Source organism: uncultured Sphingomonas sp. (genome assembly GCF_902806265.1).
Classification (GTDB): domain Bacteria; phylum Pseudomonadota; class Alphaproteobacteria; order Sphingomonadales; family Sphingomonadaceae; genus Sphingomicrobium.
In genome coordinates this window covers 1-17,072 of record NZ_CADCVZ010000011.1, presented here as the reverse complement: position 1 = coordinate 17,072, position 17,072 = coordinate 1, and the positions used below count along the sequence as shown (strand labels likewise).

Genomic DNA, 17,072 nt, shown 5'->3' with positions numbered 1-17,072 from the left:
CTCTCGTGCTACGCGTTCCGAGTCTACCGATGAGCTCTGTTGGCGCATGACTCGGCTGCTACTATTTACAGCAACGCACCAATCAAAGCGACCCTGTACGTTCTACGATAACCATATTCTCGAGTGATCATCGTCTGGCCTGACCCGTCCTGATTGCGAACTCAATGGCTGCTTGCTGCTCATCGACTTGCTTTTACGAGGATAATTACAGTGTAGCCGAAGGACGTCCGGAGCTTCGGAGGTGAGATCCACTGCGGACTGGTCGGAGGATGCACATGAGCAAGCTGCTCTCATTTGGCGTACTAGCGGTCTCGAGCACGAGGAGCCGCCGAGCGCTTATCCGGCGCCTCGCCTGCGCTCTCGTCCTATGTGACTGCTCCACTTAGAGCCGTGGAACGACCCACGCAGTTTCCGCCTCATCCGAATGTCCCCCTTAAATCGAAAGCGGACCAGAGTAGAGGCTGAACCTCAACGTCTGCTTAGGTAGGTGTTGCACCGGAGGCTGACGGTCAGCTTCCGGCCACAAACGGTCGCTGAAATCGTTCCGCAGAGTTTTTGTAAGCCATTGATCTTGTTAGGTTCGAGTTGCCGCCGCTCCGCATCCGAAATGCCGGAGAACTGCCTATCGGCTCGGCTTTTGGTACCCGCTTCTTCAATGACACCTGAGCGAGCCCGCTCGGTGAAGCGAACTTTCGATCTCGAGCGCAGGCACTTGCCGAGTGACAACTTCAGATCAAGCGAGGTGATTGAGACCCGCCGCTTACATCGCTCGGGCTTGTTGGCGACGTGTCCGCTATCAGTACGTTGGCGAGAGCAGGGGAGGGTACCACTTGAGTGTACCCCCAAGGTGTGCCAACGGTTAATGCGCTCGAAAAGATTGTTCAAGAGCAGTGACTTAGGTGGCTAACGTCAGGAACTTGCCTTCCTGCCGCCCCAGCCAAGCTCAGATCGAGCGGGCGACCAGTTCCTTCATGACTTCGCTAGTGCCCCCATAGATGCGGGTGACGCGGGCATCACGCCACAAGCGGGCGATTGGATATTCGTTCATGTAGCCCGCACCGCCGTGCAGTTGCAGCGCCGCGTCCGCCAGCGCGAACTGCTCCTCGGAGTGCCACAGCTTGGCGGCACTGGCCTCCGCGGCGGTCAGCTTGCCCCCGTTGTGGCGGGCGATCGCCCAGTCGAGGTGCGCCCAGCCGACCTGCAGCCGCGCCTTCATGTCGGCCAGGGTGAAGCGGGTGTTCTGGAACTCGAACACGGTGCGACCGAAGGCACGGCGTTCCTTGGTGAACTCGACCGCGAGATCGAAGGCTCGCTGCGCTGCGGCCTGCGCCTGCACGGCAATGGACAGGCGTTCCTGGGGCAGCTGGTTCATCAGCATGGCAAAGCCGGCGTTCTCTCCTCCAAGCAGCCGGTCGCCAGGCAGCACGACTTCATCGAAGAACAGCTCGGACGTGTCGTTGCCGTGCAGCCCGATCTTGTCGAGGTTGCGGCCGCGGGTGAAGCCCGCGTCATCCGCTTCGACCAGGAACAGGCTGATGCCCTTGGCGCCGCCGCCCTCGGTGGTGCGGGCGCAGACGATCACCAGGTCGGCGCTCTGGCCGTTGGTGATGTAGGTTTTGGAACCCGACAGCCGCCAGCCATTGCCGTCGCGGCGGGCAAGCGTCTTCATGCCCTGGAGATCGGAGCCGGCACCAGGCTCCGTCATGGCGATGGCGGTGACGACCTCGCCCGAGACCATGCCGGGCAGCCAACGGCGCTTCTGGTCCTCCGAGCCGTAGGCGACGAGGTAGTCGGCGACGATGTCGCTCTGCAGGGTGAAGCCTGCGGCCGCGCCCGCGTAGCTGATCTCCTCGCCGACGATCGCATTGTAGCTGAAGTCCAGCCCGGGTCCGCCGTAGGCTTCGGGAACGCCGGGGCAGAGCAGGCCGGCGCGGCCGGCTCCGAGCCAGGCTTCGCGCTCGACCGTCCCCTCACGTTCATGTCGGTCGACGTCGAGTCCGCCCACCACGCGCCGTACCGTTTCGCGAAAGGCTTCGTGGCCGTCATCGAAGATGCTGCGCGCCGAAGTATCGAGCATGGTGCCTCCTTGCCGGGTGGAGCGTAGAGGCTACAGCACGGGGGAGCAAAGGGAGAGGCATGGCCGGGCCGCTTGCGGGATTGTTGATCGTCGAGATGGCCGGTCTTGGACCGGGGCCGTTCGCGGCGACCATGCTGGCGGACCATGGCGCTCGGGTCATCAGGATCGAGCGACAGGGCAATCTGGCGGTCCCCAACGACCCGCTGACCCGCAACCGCGAGAGCATCGCGCTCGACCTCAAGCAGGAGGCGGGCCGGGCGATCGTCCGGCGGCTGATCGAGCGGGCGGACGGACTGGTGGAGGGCTACCGCCCCGGCGTCATGGAGAAGCTCGGACTGGGGCCCGACGCGTTGCTGCAGATCAACCCGAAGCTGGTCTACGGCCGGGTGACCGGGTGGGGACAGGACGGTCCGCTGGCGCAGCAGGCGGGGCACGATATCAACTATCTTGCGCTCACCGGCTTGCTGTCGTGCATCGGCGAAGCGGATCGCCCGCCGGTGCCGCCGCTCAACCTGGTGGCGGATTACGGGGGCGGGGGGCTGATGCTGGCGTTCGGAATGGTCGCGGCGCTGCTGGCGGCCGGGCGCGGCGAGGCGGGGCAGGTGGTCGATGCCGCGATGACCGACGGCGCGGCGCTGACCGGCGCCCTGATCTACGGCCTGCGCGGGGCGGGAGCTTGGCGGGAAGGGCGGGGTGCCAACCTGCTCGATGGAGGCGATCCGCTTTATGCTTGCTATGAGTGCGCCGACGGCGAAACGGTGGCGCTCGGCGCGGTCGAGCCGCAGTTCCGCCGAGCGCTGCTGGACGGCCTTGGTCTGGCCGGCTCTCCGACCAAGCAAGAGGTTGCGACTGCGGTGGCTACCCGGCCACGCGACGAGTGGGTTGAGGTGTTCGCCGGCAAGGATGCCTGCGTCGCGCCGGTCCTGACCCTTCAGGAAGCGCCGGAGCACTCGCACAATCGCTCACGGGGGACCTTTATCGAAGTCGGCGGAGTCACTCAGCCGGCACCGTCGCCCCGTTTCTCCCGCACTGCCACCGATACGCCGCGAGCACCGCGCCGGGAGGGTGAAGATGGGAGGGCGATCTTGGCGGAGCTCGGGTTCAGTGCCGAGGAGACTGCTGCGCTATGCGACAAGGGCGTTCTGAGATGAGTTCGCAAAGCAGGCAGGTACCGGTCAGCGTGTTCGAACGGATGAGCCTGGCCGCGGCCCGGCACGGTGCCGTCAACCTCGGGCAGGGCTTTCCCGATTTCGGCTGGCCCGAGCCGGTGGTGGAGGCCGCGGCGCGGTTCGTGCGGGAGGAAAGCAACCAGTACGCGCCGTCCCGCGGGCTCATGGCGTTGCGGGAGGCGGTGGCCACCCACTATCGCCGGCACCACCGGACGGAGATCGGCCCCGACCATGTGGTGGTGACCAGCGGCGCGACCGAAGCGCTCGCGGCCTGCATCCTGGCGCTGGTGGAGCCCGGCGACGAGGTGATCGTCATGACCCCAGCCTACGATGCCTACATGCCGCTGATCCGGCGCGCGGGCGGGGTCGTGCGCGAGGTCGCTTTGCGCCCGCCCGCTTGGCGGATCGAGGCCGACGACCTGCGGAGGGCGGTCAGCGAGCGCACCCGAGCGATCGTCTTCAACAATCCGCACAACCCGACCGGGCGATTGTTCGGGCGGGAGGAGCTGGAAGCGGTGGCGGTCGTCGCGCGGGAGCACGACCTGCTGGTGATCAGCGACGAGGTCTGGGAGCATGTGCTTCTGGACGCCACCGAATTCATTCCGCTCGCAACCTTGCCGGACATGAGCGGTCGAGTCCTGAAATGCGGTTCTGCCGGCAAGATCTTCTCCTTGACCGGGTGGAAGGTCGGCTGGCTGATCGCCGAGCCGGAACTGGCGAGCACCGTCGCGCGAACTCACCAATATCTGACCTTTGCGACACCGCCGAACCTTCAGGCGGCGGTCGCCATGGGGCTCGACCAGGGAGACGAATGGCTCCCGGCTATGCGCCAGCGTTTCGCCCGAGCGAGAGACCGAACGGTCACGGGACTCGAGCAGGCGGGTTACCGGTTGCTGCCCAGTGCAGCCACCTACTTCCAGTGCGTCGACCTGCCAGCGTCCGGAATAACGCTGGATGACGAGCGCTTCGCCGCCTTAGCGGTTGAGCAGGCAGGCGTGGCGGTGATCCCGCTGTCGCCGTTCTTCGAGGACGCGCCCGTCCGCGGGATGGTGCGATTGTGCTTTGCCAAGCGGGACGAAACGCTGGACCGGGGTGTGGCTGCGCTCGCCCGGGCGCACGCACTGGCGCTCGCGGGCTGACCGGCTCAGCCGCTCGCCTTCAACCGGGACCTTGGTCGCGACTCCCGTGACGGTTCGACCAGCATCTGCCAACGCCGCCCATGTCGCGTCGCCCATGGTCCAAGCTCCTCTGGCGCGAGTGGTTGAGCGATCAGGTAACCCTGGATGATGTCGCAGCCGAAATCGCGCAGGATCGCGAGCTGTTCGGCAGTCTCCACGCCTTCGGCAGTGGCGGTTAGGCCCAGATCATGCGCCAGGTCGATGATCGCCTTGACGATGGTTCGGCTGTCCCGGCTCTGCGCCAGGTCCTGGATGAACAGCCGCTCGATCTTGACTTCGGTGAAGGGTAGTTGCCGCAACTGGATCAGGCTGGAGTAGCCCGTGCCGAAGTCGTCGATCGCCAGGCCGATCCCCTTGATCCGAAACCTGGTCAGGGTGTCCATCAGCTTGATGAGCGGCTGGGTCGCGCCTTCCGTAAGCTCCAGCACCAGCCGGTCGGCCGGAACATCAAGCCCGCGGCACATGCGCTCGACCAGGTCGGGGAAGTCGAGGTGCTCCAAGGACAGTGCCGAGATGTTGAACGCCAGCGCCGTGTCCACGCCCGAAGCCTGCCAGCTTCGCCATTGCCGCAAGCTGGTCCGCAGCCCCCATTGGGTCAGTTGGTCGATCAGTCCGTGGCGCTCGGCCAGCGGCACGAAGCGCGACGGTCCGACCATTCCAAGCTTGGGATCGTCCCACCGCACCAACGCTTCGACCCGCACCAAACGACCGTCAGCAGCCGCGACCTTGGGCTGGTAGGCCATGAACAAGCGGTGGTTGATCAACGCTCGCTCGAAGCCCTCCAGGAGGTGCAGTTCCGCGGTGCCCGTCATCTCGCCAGCGACGGTTTGAGGTCATTCAGGAGGACCGCCAGTTCTTCGAACCGCGCGGGCTTTTCCACCGGCCCTGCCATGCGGAGGCCGAGCGCTTCACCCAGGCGGAACGCGGACTCGAGCACCCTTCGATCGAAGCCCGAGATGATCAGCACCGGCCCGCGGTATTCGTGCCCAGCGAGGAAGCGCAGAAACTCCACCCCGTCGGTGCCGGGCATGCCGAGGTCGAGCGCAACCATGTCCGGGTTGACGTCGGCGAACCCTTGTCGGAACTCCGCCTCGTTGCGGGCTACCGAAGCTTCATACCCGCACTCGCGAGCGGCCGCAGCCAGGAAGTCGGCAAGCGCGGGCTCGTCGTCAATCAGCAGCAGCCGTGGCCGCTCCATGCACCATCCCTCCCGAGCGCTGTTCCTTGCGCACCTTTCGACGACATCGTCAAACGCATAAACAAGTTCTTAACCGCAATGGGTGCAAGGGAGGCGGTCGAACGGGCGAGGGGGAGTATGTGTTCGGAAGCCTAATCCGCCGCAAGCCAGCGAAGGGGACCGATGCTGACGGGGCAGCGTTCGAGTCGACCACCTTCTCGCTAAGCATGGCCGTTCCGCGCCCGATCGAGCGGCGCGAGGAGCACCGGCTGCTGTCCACGCTGCGCGTCGCCAAGCTGTCGAGCGCGCTTGGGGAACAGCTGATCCGACTTCGCAACGTGTCGGCGGGCGGGTTGATGGCCGAGTGCAACCAGGCGCCGGCGATCGGGGAACAGGTCGAAGTCGAGTTCTCCAGCCAGCGTATTCCATCGTCTGTCGTGTGGACCCGCGAAGGGCTGCTGGGCGTGAAGTTCGACGGCGATGTCGATCTTGGCGAACTGCTCGCTGGACGCAAGCCGCGCCACGGTTTTCGCCCCCGGCCACCCCGGCTGGAGGTCAACTGCAAGGCTTCGGTCAAGGTCGGCAAGGCCTATTATACCGTTGACGTGCACGACATCTCGCTTGGCGGGATGAAGGTCGAACCCATTGACGAATATTGCCTGGGCAAGCCGGTCTTGGTGGTCGTCGAAAGTCTCCGCCCGGTGAAAGGGGAGGTGCGCTGGTACTCCGAACGGCGCGCCGGCATCGTGTTCGACAAGGAACTGGGCTTCGAGGAGCTTGCCGAATGGATCGGCAAGCGGCTCGAGCTCGCCAGCCTCAAGGCGGCCTACAAGCACTAGGGTCTGCACCCTTGGGGATACAAACCGGCCGGCCGAACGCCTATCTCCTGTCAACATGTTACAGGAGCGGTGGTGATGGCGGATCAGGTTGCAGTGCTGGCGGGCGGGTGCTTCTGGTGCACGGAGGCAGTGTTCCTCGACGTGGCCGGGGTCAAGGCGGTCGAGAGCGGCTATACCGGCGGGCAGACGGTCAATCCGACCTACAAGCAGATTTGCGGCGGTGATACCGGCCATGCCGAGGCCATCCGGGTCACCTTCGATCCCGAAGTGGTGAGCTACGCCGACCTGCTCGACATCTTCTTCGCGACCCATGATCCGACCCAGCTCAACCGGCAAGGGAACGACATCGGTACGCAGTATCGGTCGGCCATTTTCCCGCAGAACGAGGCGCAGGCGGCCGAAGCACGGGAAGCGATAGCTCGGGCGAATGCCGAACATGGCGGGCGGATTGTCACCACGGTGGAGCCCGCCGCCACCTGGTACCCGGCGGAGGATTATCACCAGGATTATTGGGCCACCGAGGGCCAGCGCAATCCTTATTGCGTGGCGACCATCCCGCCCAAGCTCAACAAGCTACGTAAGAGCTTCCAGAATCGCCTCAAGTCGGCGGCTGCCACGGCCTGAGAACCGCGCCGACTACCCGTGGTCCGCCGCGGCGCGACGAAGCCGGTCGTTGATCGCGATGCCGAGGCCCTGCTCGGGCACCGGCGCCACCGCGATCTTCGGCGGCGACTCCGCGTCCGCCGCGTGTAACGCTGCGAAGAGGTTCGCGGCGGCCTCCACCAGGTCTCCCGACACGCTCAGGGTGGCGTCACCGGCGACCGGGCCGAAGCCGATCAGCCACTCGCCTGCTTCCGCTCTGCTCGCCTCCAGTCGCACCGGCTTGGCGGGGGCGTAGTGGGTGGCGAGCTGCCCCGGCGCTTCGATCCCGCGGGCCGCCGAGATCGCTCCGGGGACGCTGATCGGGCCAGGGCGGAGCAACCGCAGCTCGCCTCCGGTGGCCGCCACGATCGTGGATTCAATGCCGCGCTGCGTTGGCCCACCGTTGATCACCGCAGGGATGCGACCGCCCAGGCTGGCCAGGACATGCTCCGCCCGGGTGGGGCTGATGCGCCCGCTGGCGTTCGCCGAGGGGGCGGCGAGGGGCCTGGCCGTCGCGCGCAGCAGCGCTTGCATGACCGGATGAGCGGGGACGCGCAGCGCAACGGTCGACAGCCCGGCGGTGACCAGGGAGGCGATGGTCGCGCCGGGCCGGAGCGGAACCACCAGGGTCAGCGGTCCCGGCCAATGCGCTTCCACCAGGCCCCTGGCCAGCTCGTCGAAGATCCCGATCGCTTCGGCCGTCGCCAGGTCGGGCACATGGACAATCAGTGGGTTGAAGCTCGGGCGGCCCTTGGCGGCATAGATGCGCGCGACCGCCTCACCCTCCAGCGCGTCGGCGGCGAGGCCGTAAACTGTCTCGGTCGGCACCCCGACGGGCTGCCCGGCCGCAATCAGTGCGGCGGCCTCCGCGATCCCAGCCGGGTCGCAGCCGAGCACGCGGGTGTCTGGAACGGTCACCGGCTCACCGCTATGGCATCGCCGGCCAGCCTACAAGGGAACCCGCCAATGACCTTTCGCGTGCCAGTGCAGGAGCAGCGCTTCGTCCTTGATCACGTCGTACGCATCGACGAACTAAGCAACGAGAGCGAGATCGTCGACGCGGTGCTGGAAGGCGCTGCCGCCTTTGCCGAGGGTGAGGTCGAGCCCTTGAACCGGGTCGGCGACACCGTCGGCGCCAAATGGTCGCCCGCCCAGGTCAGCATGCCGCCCGGCTTCCACCAGGCTTACCAAGGGTTCGTGCAGGGCGGCTGGAGCACCATAGCGGCCCCGGAGGATGCGGGCGGGCAGGGGCTTCCGTTGGCGCTGGGCGCAGCGGTGATGGAGGACCTCAACGCCGCCAATCTGGCCTTCGCGCTCTGTCCGATGCTCAGCATGGGGGCCATAGAGGCGCTGGAGGCGCACGGCTCGCCGGAGCAGAAGCGCGATTATCTGAGCAGGATCGTGTCCGGCGAGTGGCCGGCGACCATGAACCTCACCGAGCCGCAGGCCGGATCGGATGTGGGTGCGCTGAAGACCCGCGCGGAACCGAACGGCAACGGCAGCTGGCGACTTACCGGCACCAAGATCTACATCACCTATGGCGAGCACGACCTGGCCGAGAACATCATCCACCTGGTGCTGGCCCGGACCCCGGACGCTCCGGTCGGCACCCGCGGCATATCCTTGTTCCTGGTGCCCAAGGTGCTTCCAGACGGAAGCCGCAACGATGTCCGCTGTGCGTCCATCGAGCACAAGCTTGGCATCCATGCCTCGCCAACCTGCGTGATGACCTACGGCGACGCCGGCGGCGCGACCGGCTGGCTGATCGGACCGGAGCATGGCGGCATGCGGGCGATGTTCACCATGATGAACAATGCCCGGCTGAACGTGGGCCTGCAGGGCGTCGGTATCGCCGAGCGCGCGACCCAGCGGGCGATCGACTATGCGCTCGGCCGGGTGCAGTCGGCGCGCACCGGGGCCGAGAGTCGCGAGGCCGTCGCGATCCACGAGCACCCGGACGTGCGGCGGATGCTGCTGCGGATGCGGGCGCTGACGGGCGGTGCTCGGGCGCTCGCTTACTACGCTTTCGGGCAGGTCGACCGGGCGCGCGCCGGAGACGCGGAGGCGAGCAAGCGCGCCGACCTGCTGACGCCCCTGGTCAAGGCCTGGGGCACGGACGTGGGCTGCGAAGTCGCGAGCCTGGGCGTCCAGGTGCATGGCGGCATGGGCTATGTCGAAGAGACCGGCGCCGCGCAGCATTACCGCGACGCCCGGATTGCGCCGATCTACGAAGGCACCAACGGCATCCAGGCCGCGGACTTCGTGGGGCGCAAGCTCGGGCTCGACGGCGGGTTGGCGTTCGATGGGCTGATCGCCGACATCCGCGCGGAATGCGAGGCGCCCTCAATCGAGGCGTTGGCGGACGCGGTCGAGATCGCCGCGGCGACGCTGCGCGTAGCGGGTCACGACGATCGGTTGGCAGGCAGCTACCCCTTCATGACCATGTGCGCGGTGCTGACGGCAGGCTGGTTGATGGAGCGGCAGGCGCGCGCGGCAACCGGCAATACTCCGTTCGAGCAGGCCAAGCGGGCGGCCGCCAACTACTTCCACTCCGTGATCGTGCCCGAGGCGCTCGGGCTTGCGGCCGGAGCAGAGGCGGGTGCGGAGCTGCTCTACGCGGTACCGGCGGAGGCGCTTGCCTGAACGGTGGCTCCGAGCAGCTCGCCGGGCTCGATCCCCAGGCGCTGCATGCGGGCCCGGATTGCGGGCCATTCGTGACTGATGAAGGCATCCCGCTCCCGCTGGGCAAGGCGGCTGCGCGCGCCGGCCGCGACGAACATGCCCACGCCCCGCTTGACTACGATCAGGCCCTCGTCCTGAAATCCCTGATACGCCTTGGCCACGGTCAGCGGGTTCGCCCCCTGCTCCACCGCGAAGGCGCGGACGGAGGGCAGGGGATCGCCATCGCCGTACCGGCCCGCCAGGATGGCGTCGGTGATGACTTCCCTCAAGCGGACGTAGACAGGCTTATCGTGCGAACTGCGAAGCGTCATGCTGTTCTAATACAGCGCGGCGCAGCAAAGATCAAGGTTTGTCCGCTCCGTTGAGCGGTGCTTCCCAGCGCCGCACGACTGACGGCAGCTCGGGCCGCGGCCGCTCGACCACTGCCACTCCAGGCGAGCCGAAGAAGAAAAAGCCGGCGATCCGCTCGTTGCCCAGGCAGAAGGCCCGGCGCACGGTCGGATCGTAGGCGGCCCAACCGCTGAGCCAGCTGCCGACGAAGCCCATGGCATGGGCCGCGTGCAGCAGGTTCATGGCAGCCGAGCCGCACGACAGATGCTGTTCCCATATTGGGATCTTGTGGTTCTCTACCGGTGCCGAGATTAGCACCACCAGCGCCTCCCCGCTGCGCGCGAAGTCGTCCGCCTTGTCATGGTGTGCAGCGGTCGAGTCCGGATGATTGTCATCCAGTGCGCGATGGAGCAGCTCAGCCAGGTCCTCGCGTTGCGTCTTGTCCACGATCACGAACCGCCAGGGCACGAGCTTACCATGGTCGGGAGTGCGGCTGGCGATGACCAGCATCTCTTCAAGCTGTTCGCTCGTCGGCCCGGGCCCGACCATCTCCCGCGCCCGGCCGGAGCGCCGGGTCTGTAACAGGGACAGGGGTGAGGACAGGTCGTTCAGCATGGTCGCGGCCGATCTAAGCGTGCGAACCGCTCGCAACAACATGCTTGGCAAGGGAGATTTGCTCGTTACGGTGCCGGGCGAGTCTGAACAGCAAGGGTTTGTAACAGCATGAAGCCGATCTCTGCTTGGGTTGAAGGCGATTGGATTGCCGTCATCGCGGTTGTCCTGTTGGGCGTCTTCCTGACGATCGGCGCCAAGATCGCCATCCAGAAGGAGCCGGAGTTCGCTGGGCATCCCAAGGGCTTGTACATGCTGTTCTTCGCCGAAATGTGGGAGCGCTTCTCCTACTACGGCATGCGGGCGCTGCTGATCTTCTACCTGACCAAGCATTGGCTGTTCGCCGACGACAAGGCGAACCTCATCTACGGCGCCTACACCAGCCTCGTGTACATTACGCCCGTGCTCGGCGGCTATCTTGCCGACCGCTACCTCGGGCAGCGCAAGGCGGTGCTGTTCGGCGGCCTGCTGCTGGCGATCGGGCACAGCCTGATGGCGGTGGAGGGCAGCGGCGGGCAGACCGACCCGGCGATCAACGTGTTCTGGGGAGCGCTGGCCTTCATCATCGTCGGCTCGGGCTTCCTCAAGGCCAACATCTCGGTGATGGTGGGGCAGCTCTATAAGTTGACCGACGTCCGCCGCGATGGCGCTTACACGGTGTTCTACATGGGCATCAACGTCGGCGCGGCGCTCGGCACCATCCTGGTCGGTTACCTGGGCGAGACCATCGGTTGGGGCTACGGCTTCGGCCTCGCAGGGATAGGCATGCTCGCGGGCCTGGTCGTGTTCGTGCTGGGCAAGCCGGCGCTACGTGGAGCGGGCGAAGCGCCGCGACCGCTGGCAAAGAATACCGAGTTCGCGCTGTACGGCGTTGGCGTTGCATCCGTCGCTGTGATCTGGGCGCTGGTGCAGTACCAGGACGTGATCCAGACCTTGCTGATTGTGTCGGGCATTGCGCTGCTTGGTTACGTGCTGTTTCAAGCGTTCAAGCTCGACAAGGAACCGCGCGAGCGGATCTTCGCGATCCTGTTCCTGATTGCTCTGAACCCGATCTTCTGGGGCCTGTTCGAGCAGGCGGGCGGGTCCATGAACCTGTTCACCGACCGCTACGTCGATCGCGGCGGTGTGCCGGCTTCGATCTTCCAGTCGATCAATCCTATCTACATCATCCTGCTCGCCCCAATCTTCGCCGGGCTCTGGGTGACGCTGGGCAAACGCGGTGCGGAGCCCTCGGCGCCCGCCAAGTTCGGCCTGGCCTTGCTGCAGGTCGGCCTCGCCAACCTCGTCCTGGTCTGGGGCGCGCAGGCGGTCGGCGTTGCGGTGATGACCCCGGTGTTGTTCGTGTTCCTCTACTACCTGCTCGCCACCACCGGTGAGCTGTGCCTGTCGCCAGTGGGCCTCAGCGCAATGAACCGGCTTGCGCCCAAGTTCATGGCCAGCCTTATCATGGGTGCCTGGTTCTACATGACGGCCGTCGGCAATTTCGTCGCGGGCAAGATCGGCGAAGCGACCGGCGGTCACGGCGGCGAGATGACCAAGGACAAGTTCCTGGAGATCTACACCCTGTTCGGCTGGGTCACCATCGGCATCGGCATCGGCGTGCTGCTGCTGTCGCCGCTGGTGAAGCGCTGGATGCACCTCGATACGCTCAAGGACGAGGAGCTTGGCGGCCGCGCGGAGCTGGCGGAGAACCAGGGCGCCGGCATGTTCCCGCAGGGCGAGACCGCGCCGGTCCGTCCCAAGGAGGCCTGATGCACCGGCGAGCGATTGGAGCTGCGGCGTTCGCCGCTGCGCTGCTGACGGGGTGTGCGACTGGCGGCGACAAAGCCAAGCCGGTTCGCATCAACCAGGACCCGTTCCCTTCCACCTACCAGCGCTACCCGGGCGCGCCGACGCTGATCCGCGGTGTGACCATCCTCGATGGCGAAGGCGGCCGGATCGAAAGCGGCGAGATCGTGCTGGTCGACGGCAAGGTGCAGGCGGTGGGAACCGGCCTCTCGGCTCCGAGCGGCGCAGTGGTGATCGACGGAACGGGCAAATATGTCACGGCCGGGATCATCGATGTCCACAGCCACCTTGGCGATTATCCCTCCCCGAGCGTCGAAGCGCATCAGGACGGGAACGAAGCCACCGGCCCGGCGCGGCCCGAAGTCTGGGCGGAGCACAGCGTGTGGCCGCAGGACCCCGGTTTCAGCCGGGCGCTGACCAACGGCGGAGTAACCGCGCTGCAGATCCTGCCCGGCTCGGCCAACCTGTTCGGCGGCCGCTCGGTGACCGTCAAGAACGTGCCGGCACGAACGGTGCAGGCCATGAAGTTCCCGGGCGCCCCTTACGGCCTCAAGATGGCCTGTGGCGAGAACCCGAAGCGGGTCTACGGGTCCAAGAACCAGGCACCGGCGACGCGGATGGGCAACATCGCGGTGACCCGACAGACCTGGATCAATGCGCAGAAGTACAAGCGCGAATGGGACGCCTACGAGGAAGATGGCGGGGAGATGCCCGACCGCGACCTGGCCATGGACACGCTGCGCGGCGTGCTGGCCGGCGACATCCTAGTCCACAACCATTGCTACCGCGCCGACGAGATGGCGGTCATGATCGACCTCTCCAAGGAGGCCGGGTACAAGATCGGCACCTTCCACCATGCGGTGGAGAGCTACAAGGTCGCCGACCTGCTCGCGCGCGAGAGCATCTGCTCGGCGATGTGGGCGGACTGGTACGGCTTCAAGATGGAAGCCTATGACGCGGTCCGGGAGAACATCCCGCTGGTCCATCAGGCCGGCGCCTGCGCGATCGTGCATTCGGACGATCCCAACGGGATTCAGCGGCTGAACCAGGAGGCCGCCAAGGCGATGGCCGCCGGGCGTCGCATGGGGGCGAACATCCCGGAAGAGGTCGCCTGGACCTGGCTGTCCGCCAATCCGGCCAAGGCGCTCGGCATCTTCGAGCAGACGGGCAGCCTCAAGCCGGGCAAGAACGCCGACGTGGTGCTGTGGAACGGCAACCCCTTCAGCAACTATTCGCGCCCCGAGCGGGTGTGGATCGACGGAGCGCTGATGTACGACGCCAACAACCCGCGCCTCCGTCCGGTGAGTGACTTCGAGCTCGGCCAGCCCGGCGAGGGGGATGTGAAGTGACGCGCCCCCCAGCGCATCACCCCGGCGCAGGGCACCCATTGAAGTACTACTTCGATGGGACCCAAGGTCGGGGTCCAGACAGGAACTCGGAAGCCGTGCCCCAGCGCGCGCGACGCACGTGGATCCCGGCCTTCGCCGGGATGACGCTTGCCGCGATGGCAGCGTTTGCTACTCCAGCCGCCGCCCAGACCATCGCCATCACCGGCGGCACGGTTGCCCTCGGCGATGGCTCCGAGCCGATCCCTGGCGGCACGGTGGTCCTTCGCGACGGGCGGGTGGTCGCCGCGGGCAACGTCGCGGTGCCGGGCGGCGCGGAAGTCATCGACGCCACCGGCAAGTGGGTCACCCCCGGGCTGGTCGCCGGCTTCTCGCGGCTCGGGCTCCTCGACGTGGATGCGGTGGATGCCGCCAACGACGTCAGCTCGGAAGGACCGTTCAGCGCCGCGCTGGATATCGCGCCCGCGGTCAACCCCAACGCCCAGCCGGTCGCGATCAACCGCGCGGACGGCGTGACCCGCGCGGTGGTCGCTCCGGCGGTCGGCAAGAGCATCTTCGCCGGCCAGGGCGCGCTCATCGATACCGGCGCCGATCTCGACCCGGTCACTCGTCCGCGGCTGTTCCAGTTCGTCGAGCTCGGCGAGCAGGGCGCTGAGGAGGCGGGCGGCTCGCGCGCCGCGGCACATGTGCTGCTGCGCAATGCGCTACGTGAGGCGTCCGAGCTGGGGCGCTTCGGCAGCTCCATTGCCTCGCGTGGCCCCGAGGCTCAGCCCGGCGTGCCCGAGAACCCAACCGATCCCAAGCTGCTGACCCCGCAGGCGCAGCGCAGCCAAGATGTGCTGCTGACCCGCTTCGACGCGGCCGCACTGGTGCCGGTGCTGCGCGGGCGTCAGATCCTGATGGTCCATGCCGAGCGCGCGACCGACATCCTGCAGGTGCTGGCGCTGAGGCGCGAGTTCCCGAACCTCAAGCTGGTGATCGTCGGGGCGGACGAGGGCTGGACGGTGGCGGACCGGCTGGCGGCGAGCGGCGTGCCGGTGATCGCTTCGGCCCTGTCCGACTTGCCCGCCGGGTTCGAGAGCCTGGCGGCGACCCAGAGCAACGTCGGTCGGATGCGCGCCGCGGGCGTGAACGTCGCCATCGGCACCATCAACGACGACGACTCCCGCATGGCCTTCCGCGGCCGCTACTATGCCGGGAACCTGGTCGGGCTGGGCAAGGTGCCGGGAGCCGCGGGCCTGAGCTGGGGCGAGGCGCTGGCCATGATCACCTCCCGCCCGGCCGAGGCCATGGGGCTGGGCGGCGAGCTCGGCAGCCTCCGGCCCGGTCGGCGCGGCGACGTGGTGGTGTGGTCGGGCGATCCGCTGGAGAACAGCAGCGCGGCCGAGCTCATCCTGATCGACGGCGTGCGCCAGCCGCTCGCGACGCGGCAGACCAAGCTGCGCGACCGCTATCGCAACCTCCGCCAGGACGTGCTTCCCGAAGCCTACAAGAGGTAAGCTTACAGCAGCGACCTTCGGGCAGGTGGCTTCACCGGGAGCGCACCTGCTTGGTCCTCCACGCCGTAGAGCTGCTCGTAGGCAGCCACGCACTTGGGCATGGCGAAGCGCTCGAAGGCGGCCGAGGCAGCCTGCGCCATCTCGGCGCGATCCTCGGGGCTATCCATCAGGCGGCGCATCGCAGCAATCAGTTCCGCGACCTGGATCGAGGTTCCGTCGAACGGCAGCAGGCAGCCCGCCAGCCGACCGCCGGGCGCCTTCAGCATGGTGCCGATTTCCCCCACATCGGTCGCGATCACAGGCTTCCCGAAGGCCAGATACTCGATGATGGCGGTGGGCAGACTTTCATGAGGGAACAGCGTCGGCAGCAGGCAGACGTTAAAGCGGGCGATGAAGTCGGTCGGGCGCGCGGCGAACCCCGTGAAGATGACGCCTTGCAGTGACCGACGGCGCAAGCGCTCGATTGCCGGACCCTCGCCGACCAGCACCAAGGCTGCGTTCTCGCGCCCAAGCTTTGCGAAAGCCTCGACCGCCAGCGCCCAGCCCTTCTGTTCGACCCCGCGCGATACCAACCCGAAGACGAACTTGCCGGTGGGAAGCGGTGGGTCAATCGCGGATGCGGGCCGCGGTTCGGGGTACCCGTTGTAGATGAGCTGGAGTTTGCCACGGGCCTCCGGGTGGACGGAGCTCAGATGCTCGACATGTTCGCGAGCGACCCCGACGATGGCATCGGCTGACTGCAGCACCCGCCCGATCCAGCGCTCCGCATGGAGCATCTGGGGATCCGCGTGACCCTGCAGGTAGGGTCGGTAATCGCCATGCAGGGTCACGACGTGCCGTGGGCGGCGGGGCGCGGCGGACCTGGCTTCCGCCGCCAGCCGGTCGGCCTTGAGCAAGTGCGAGTGCACCACGTCCGGCTGCTCCCGAGCAATCAGACCCCGGAGCCAGCGGCGCTGCAGCGAGCGGATGATCGCGGCATCGATGCGCGCCTGCCGCAGGAGACGGTCGAAGCGCCACAGCCAGCGTTCGGCCGGAAGGCGCAAGCGTTCGAGCCGCACTTGGGCGTCGAGCTGCCCGGCGAGCTGCGGCTGGATGCGGTCGCCATGCATCACCGCCACGATCACTTGGTGGCGCACGGCGAGCGCGTTGGCCAGGCGGATGACGAAAGTCTCCGCACCCCCGGTCTCCAGCGTTTCGCTGACCAGCAGGACCTTCATGGACGCAAGCGCCCGATGCCCGGCAGGAAGGCGAGCAGCGCCGCAACCGGTTCGGGCAGGGCATGGTGCAGGCGGATCGCGGCGAACCACGCAAGGGCGGCGGTGGCGGCTAGCCCAACCGCCGCTCCGATCCATGGATCCACGGCCGTCACCGCCGCCGTCCCGAGCAGGGCGAGGCCGACTGTGAGCAGGGCCTGCACCGCGGCAGCGGAAGGTCGGTAGCCGATCAACCGCCGGGCAAGGGCGAAGACCACACAAAGGTAGACGAGATAGGTCGCGACATAGGCCATCCCCGGCGCCAGCAGGCCGGCGCGGGGCAGCAGGGCGGCGGTGATGCCAACCAGCACGGCTGCGCCGAGCGCTTCGGTCAGCATGAAGGCGCGGCCGCGTCCCGCAGCAAGCAGGGTGAAGCCGAGCGGCCAGCTGGCGATCTTGATGAGGTCGCCGGCGATCTGCCAGCGGAGGAGGGCGGCGGCGGGTTCGAACTCGGGCGAATAGAGCAGCTGAACGATCCAG

General features: G+C 67.0%; 16 protein-coding genes. 8 read left to right on the top strand and 8 right to left on the bottom strand.

The annotated features are described in order from the left end of the window. Nucleotides 1-943 precede the first annotated feature (943 nt). The gene (locus QZX62_RS03030; protein WP_294172037.1) at nt 944-2,077 is read right to left on the bottom strand and encodes an acyl-CoA dehydrogenase family protein; all 1,134 of its coding nucleotides are present in this window, start codon (nt 2,075-2,077) and stop codon (nt 944-946) included. Nucleotides 2,078-2,136: 59 nt separating this feature from the next. Between QZX62_RS03030 and QZX62_RS03025 the strand changes: the two genes are divergently transcribed. Both QZX62_RS03025 and QZX62_RS03020 read left to right on the top strand, forming a co-directional pair. Next, complete coding sequence (locus tag QZX62_RS03025) at nt 2,137-3,228, top strand: CaiB/BaiF CoA-transferase family protein (RefSeq protein ID WP_294172035.1); 1,092 nt, start codon at nt 2,137-2,139, stop codon at nt 3,226-3,228. After that, nucleotides 3,225-4,385 carry an aminotransferase gene (locus QZX62_RS03020; RefSeq protein ID WP_294172034.1) on the top strand — a complete coding sequence of 387 codons (1,161 nt, stop codon included), beginning with the start codon at nt 3,225-3,227 and terminating at the stop codon, nt 4,383-4,385. Before QZX62_RS03025 ends, QZX62_RS03020 begins: the two co-directional genes overlap by 4 nt. A gap of 5 nt (nt 4,386-4,390) precedes the next feature. Here QZX62_RS03020 and QZX62_RS03015 read toward each other — a convergent pair whose 3' ends face one another. After that, nucleotides 4,391-5,236, bottom strand: coding sequence for an EAL domain-containing protein (locus tag QZX62_RS03015; protein WP_294172032.1), 846 nt, complete (start codon nt 5,234-5,236; stop codon nt 4,391-4,393). Then, complete coding sequence (locus tag QZX62_RS03010; RefSeq protein WP_294172031.1) at nt 5,233-5,622, bottom strand: response regulator; 390 nt, start codon at nt 5,620-5,622, stop codon at nt 5,233-5,235. Before QZX62_RS03010 ends, QZX62_RS03015 begins: the two co-directional genes overlap by 4 nt. A gap of 119 nt (nt 5,623-5,741) precedes the next feature. Between QZX62_RS03010 and QZX62_RS03005 the strand changes: the two genes are divergently transcribed. Continuing rightward, nucleotides 5,742-6,440 carry a PilZ domain-containing protein gene (locus tag QZX62_RS03005; RefSeq protein WP_294172030.1) on the top strand — a complete coding sequence of 233 codons (699 nt, stop codon included), beginning with the start codon at nt 5,742-5,744 and terminating at the stop codon, nt 6,438-6,440. Between the two features lie 75 nt (nt 6,441-6,515). Then, nucleotides 6,516-7,064, top strand: a complete 549-nt coding sequence (gene msrA, locus QZX62_RS03000) for a peptide-methionine (S)-S-oxide reductase MsrA (RefSeq protein ID WP_294172029.1) — start codon at nt 6,516-6,518, stop codon at nt 7,062-7,064. 12 nt (nt 7,065-7,076) lie between these two features. Here the strand turns inward: msrA and QZX62_RS02995 are convergent, their stop codons facing one another. After that, nucleotides 7,077-8,000: an L-threonylcarbamoyladenylate synthase gene (locus QZX62_RS02995; RefSeq protein ID WP_294172027.1), complete on the bottom strand. Its 924-nt coding sequence runs from the start codon at nt 7,998-8,000 to the stop codon at nt 7,077-7,079. A gap of 48 nt (nt 8,001-8,048) precedes the next feature. Here QZX62_RS02995 and QZX62_RS02990 point away from each other — a divergent pair, with 48 nt between their 5' ends. Further along, nucleotides 8,049-9,725, top strand: coding sequence for an acyl-CoA dehydrogenase (locus QZX62_RS02990; RefSeq protein WP_294172025.1), 1,677 nt, complete (start codon nt 8,049-8,051; stop codon nt 9,723-9,725). Here QZX62_RS02990 and QZX62_RS02985 read toward each other — a convergent pair. Next, nucleotides 9,695-10,075, bottom strand: a complete 381-nt coding sequence (locus tag QZX62_RS02985) for a GntR family transcriptional regulator (protein ID WP_294172023.1) — start codon at nt 10,073-10,075, stop codon at nt 9,695-9,697. The genes QZX62_RS02990 and QZX62_RS02985 overlap by 31 nt on opposite strands. Before the next feature lie 31 nt (nt 10,076-10,106). Continuing rightward, nucleotides 10,107-10,709, bottom strand: coding sequence for a nitroreductase (locus tag QZX62_RS02980; protein WP_294172022.1), 603 nt, complete (start codon nt 10,707-10,709; stop codon nt 10,107-10,109). A 108-nt stretch (nt 10,710-10,817) separates the two neighbouring features. Between QZX62_RS02980 and QZX62_RS02975 the strand changes: the two genes are divergently transcribed. The 3 genes from QZX62_RS02975 (at nt 10,818) to QZX62_RS02965 (ending at nt 15,339) form a co-directional block, all read left to right on the top strand. Further along, entirely contained in the window at nt 10,818-12,458 is a 1,641-nt protein-coding gene (locus tag QZX62_RS02975; protein ID WP_294172021.1) for a peptide MFS transporter, read from the top strand. Then, complete coding sequence (locus QZX62_RS02970) at nt 12,458-13,843, top strand: amidohydrolase (RefSeq protein WP_294172019.1); 1,386 nt, start codon at nt 12,458-12,460, stop codon at nt 13,841-13,843. Before QZX62_RS02975 ends, QZX62_RS02970 begins: the two co-directional genes overlap by 1 nt. Before the next feature lie 140 nt (nt 13,844-13,983). Then, a complete protein-coding gene (locus QZX62_RS02965; RefSeq protein ID WP_294172038.1) occupies nt 13,984-15,339 on the top strand; it encodes an amidohydrolase family protein in 1,356 nt (451 codons plus the stop codon). Between the two features lie 2 nt (nt 15,340-15,341). On the opposite strand, the gene QZX62_RS02960 is transcribed toward QZX62_RS02965, so the two are convergent. After that, nucleotides 15,342-16,556 carry a glycosyltransferase family 4 protein gene (locus QZX62_RS02960; protein ID WP_294172017.1) on the bottom strand — a complete coding sequence of 405 codons (1,215 nt, stop codon included), beginning with the start codon at nt 16,554-16,556 and terminating at the stop codon, nt 15,342-15,344. After that, nucleotides 16,553-17,072 (bottom strand): hypothetical protein (locus QZX62_RS02955; RefSeq protein WP_294172016.1); only part of this gene is annotated, 520 nt, incomplete at its 5' end. The genes QZX62_RS02955 and QZX62_RS02960, both read right to left, overlap by 4 nt.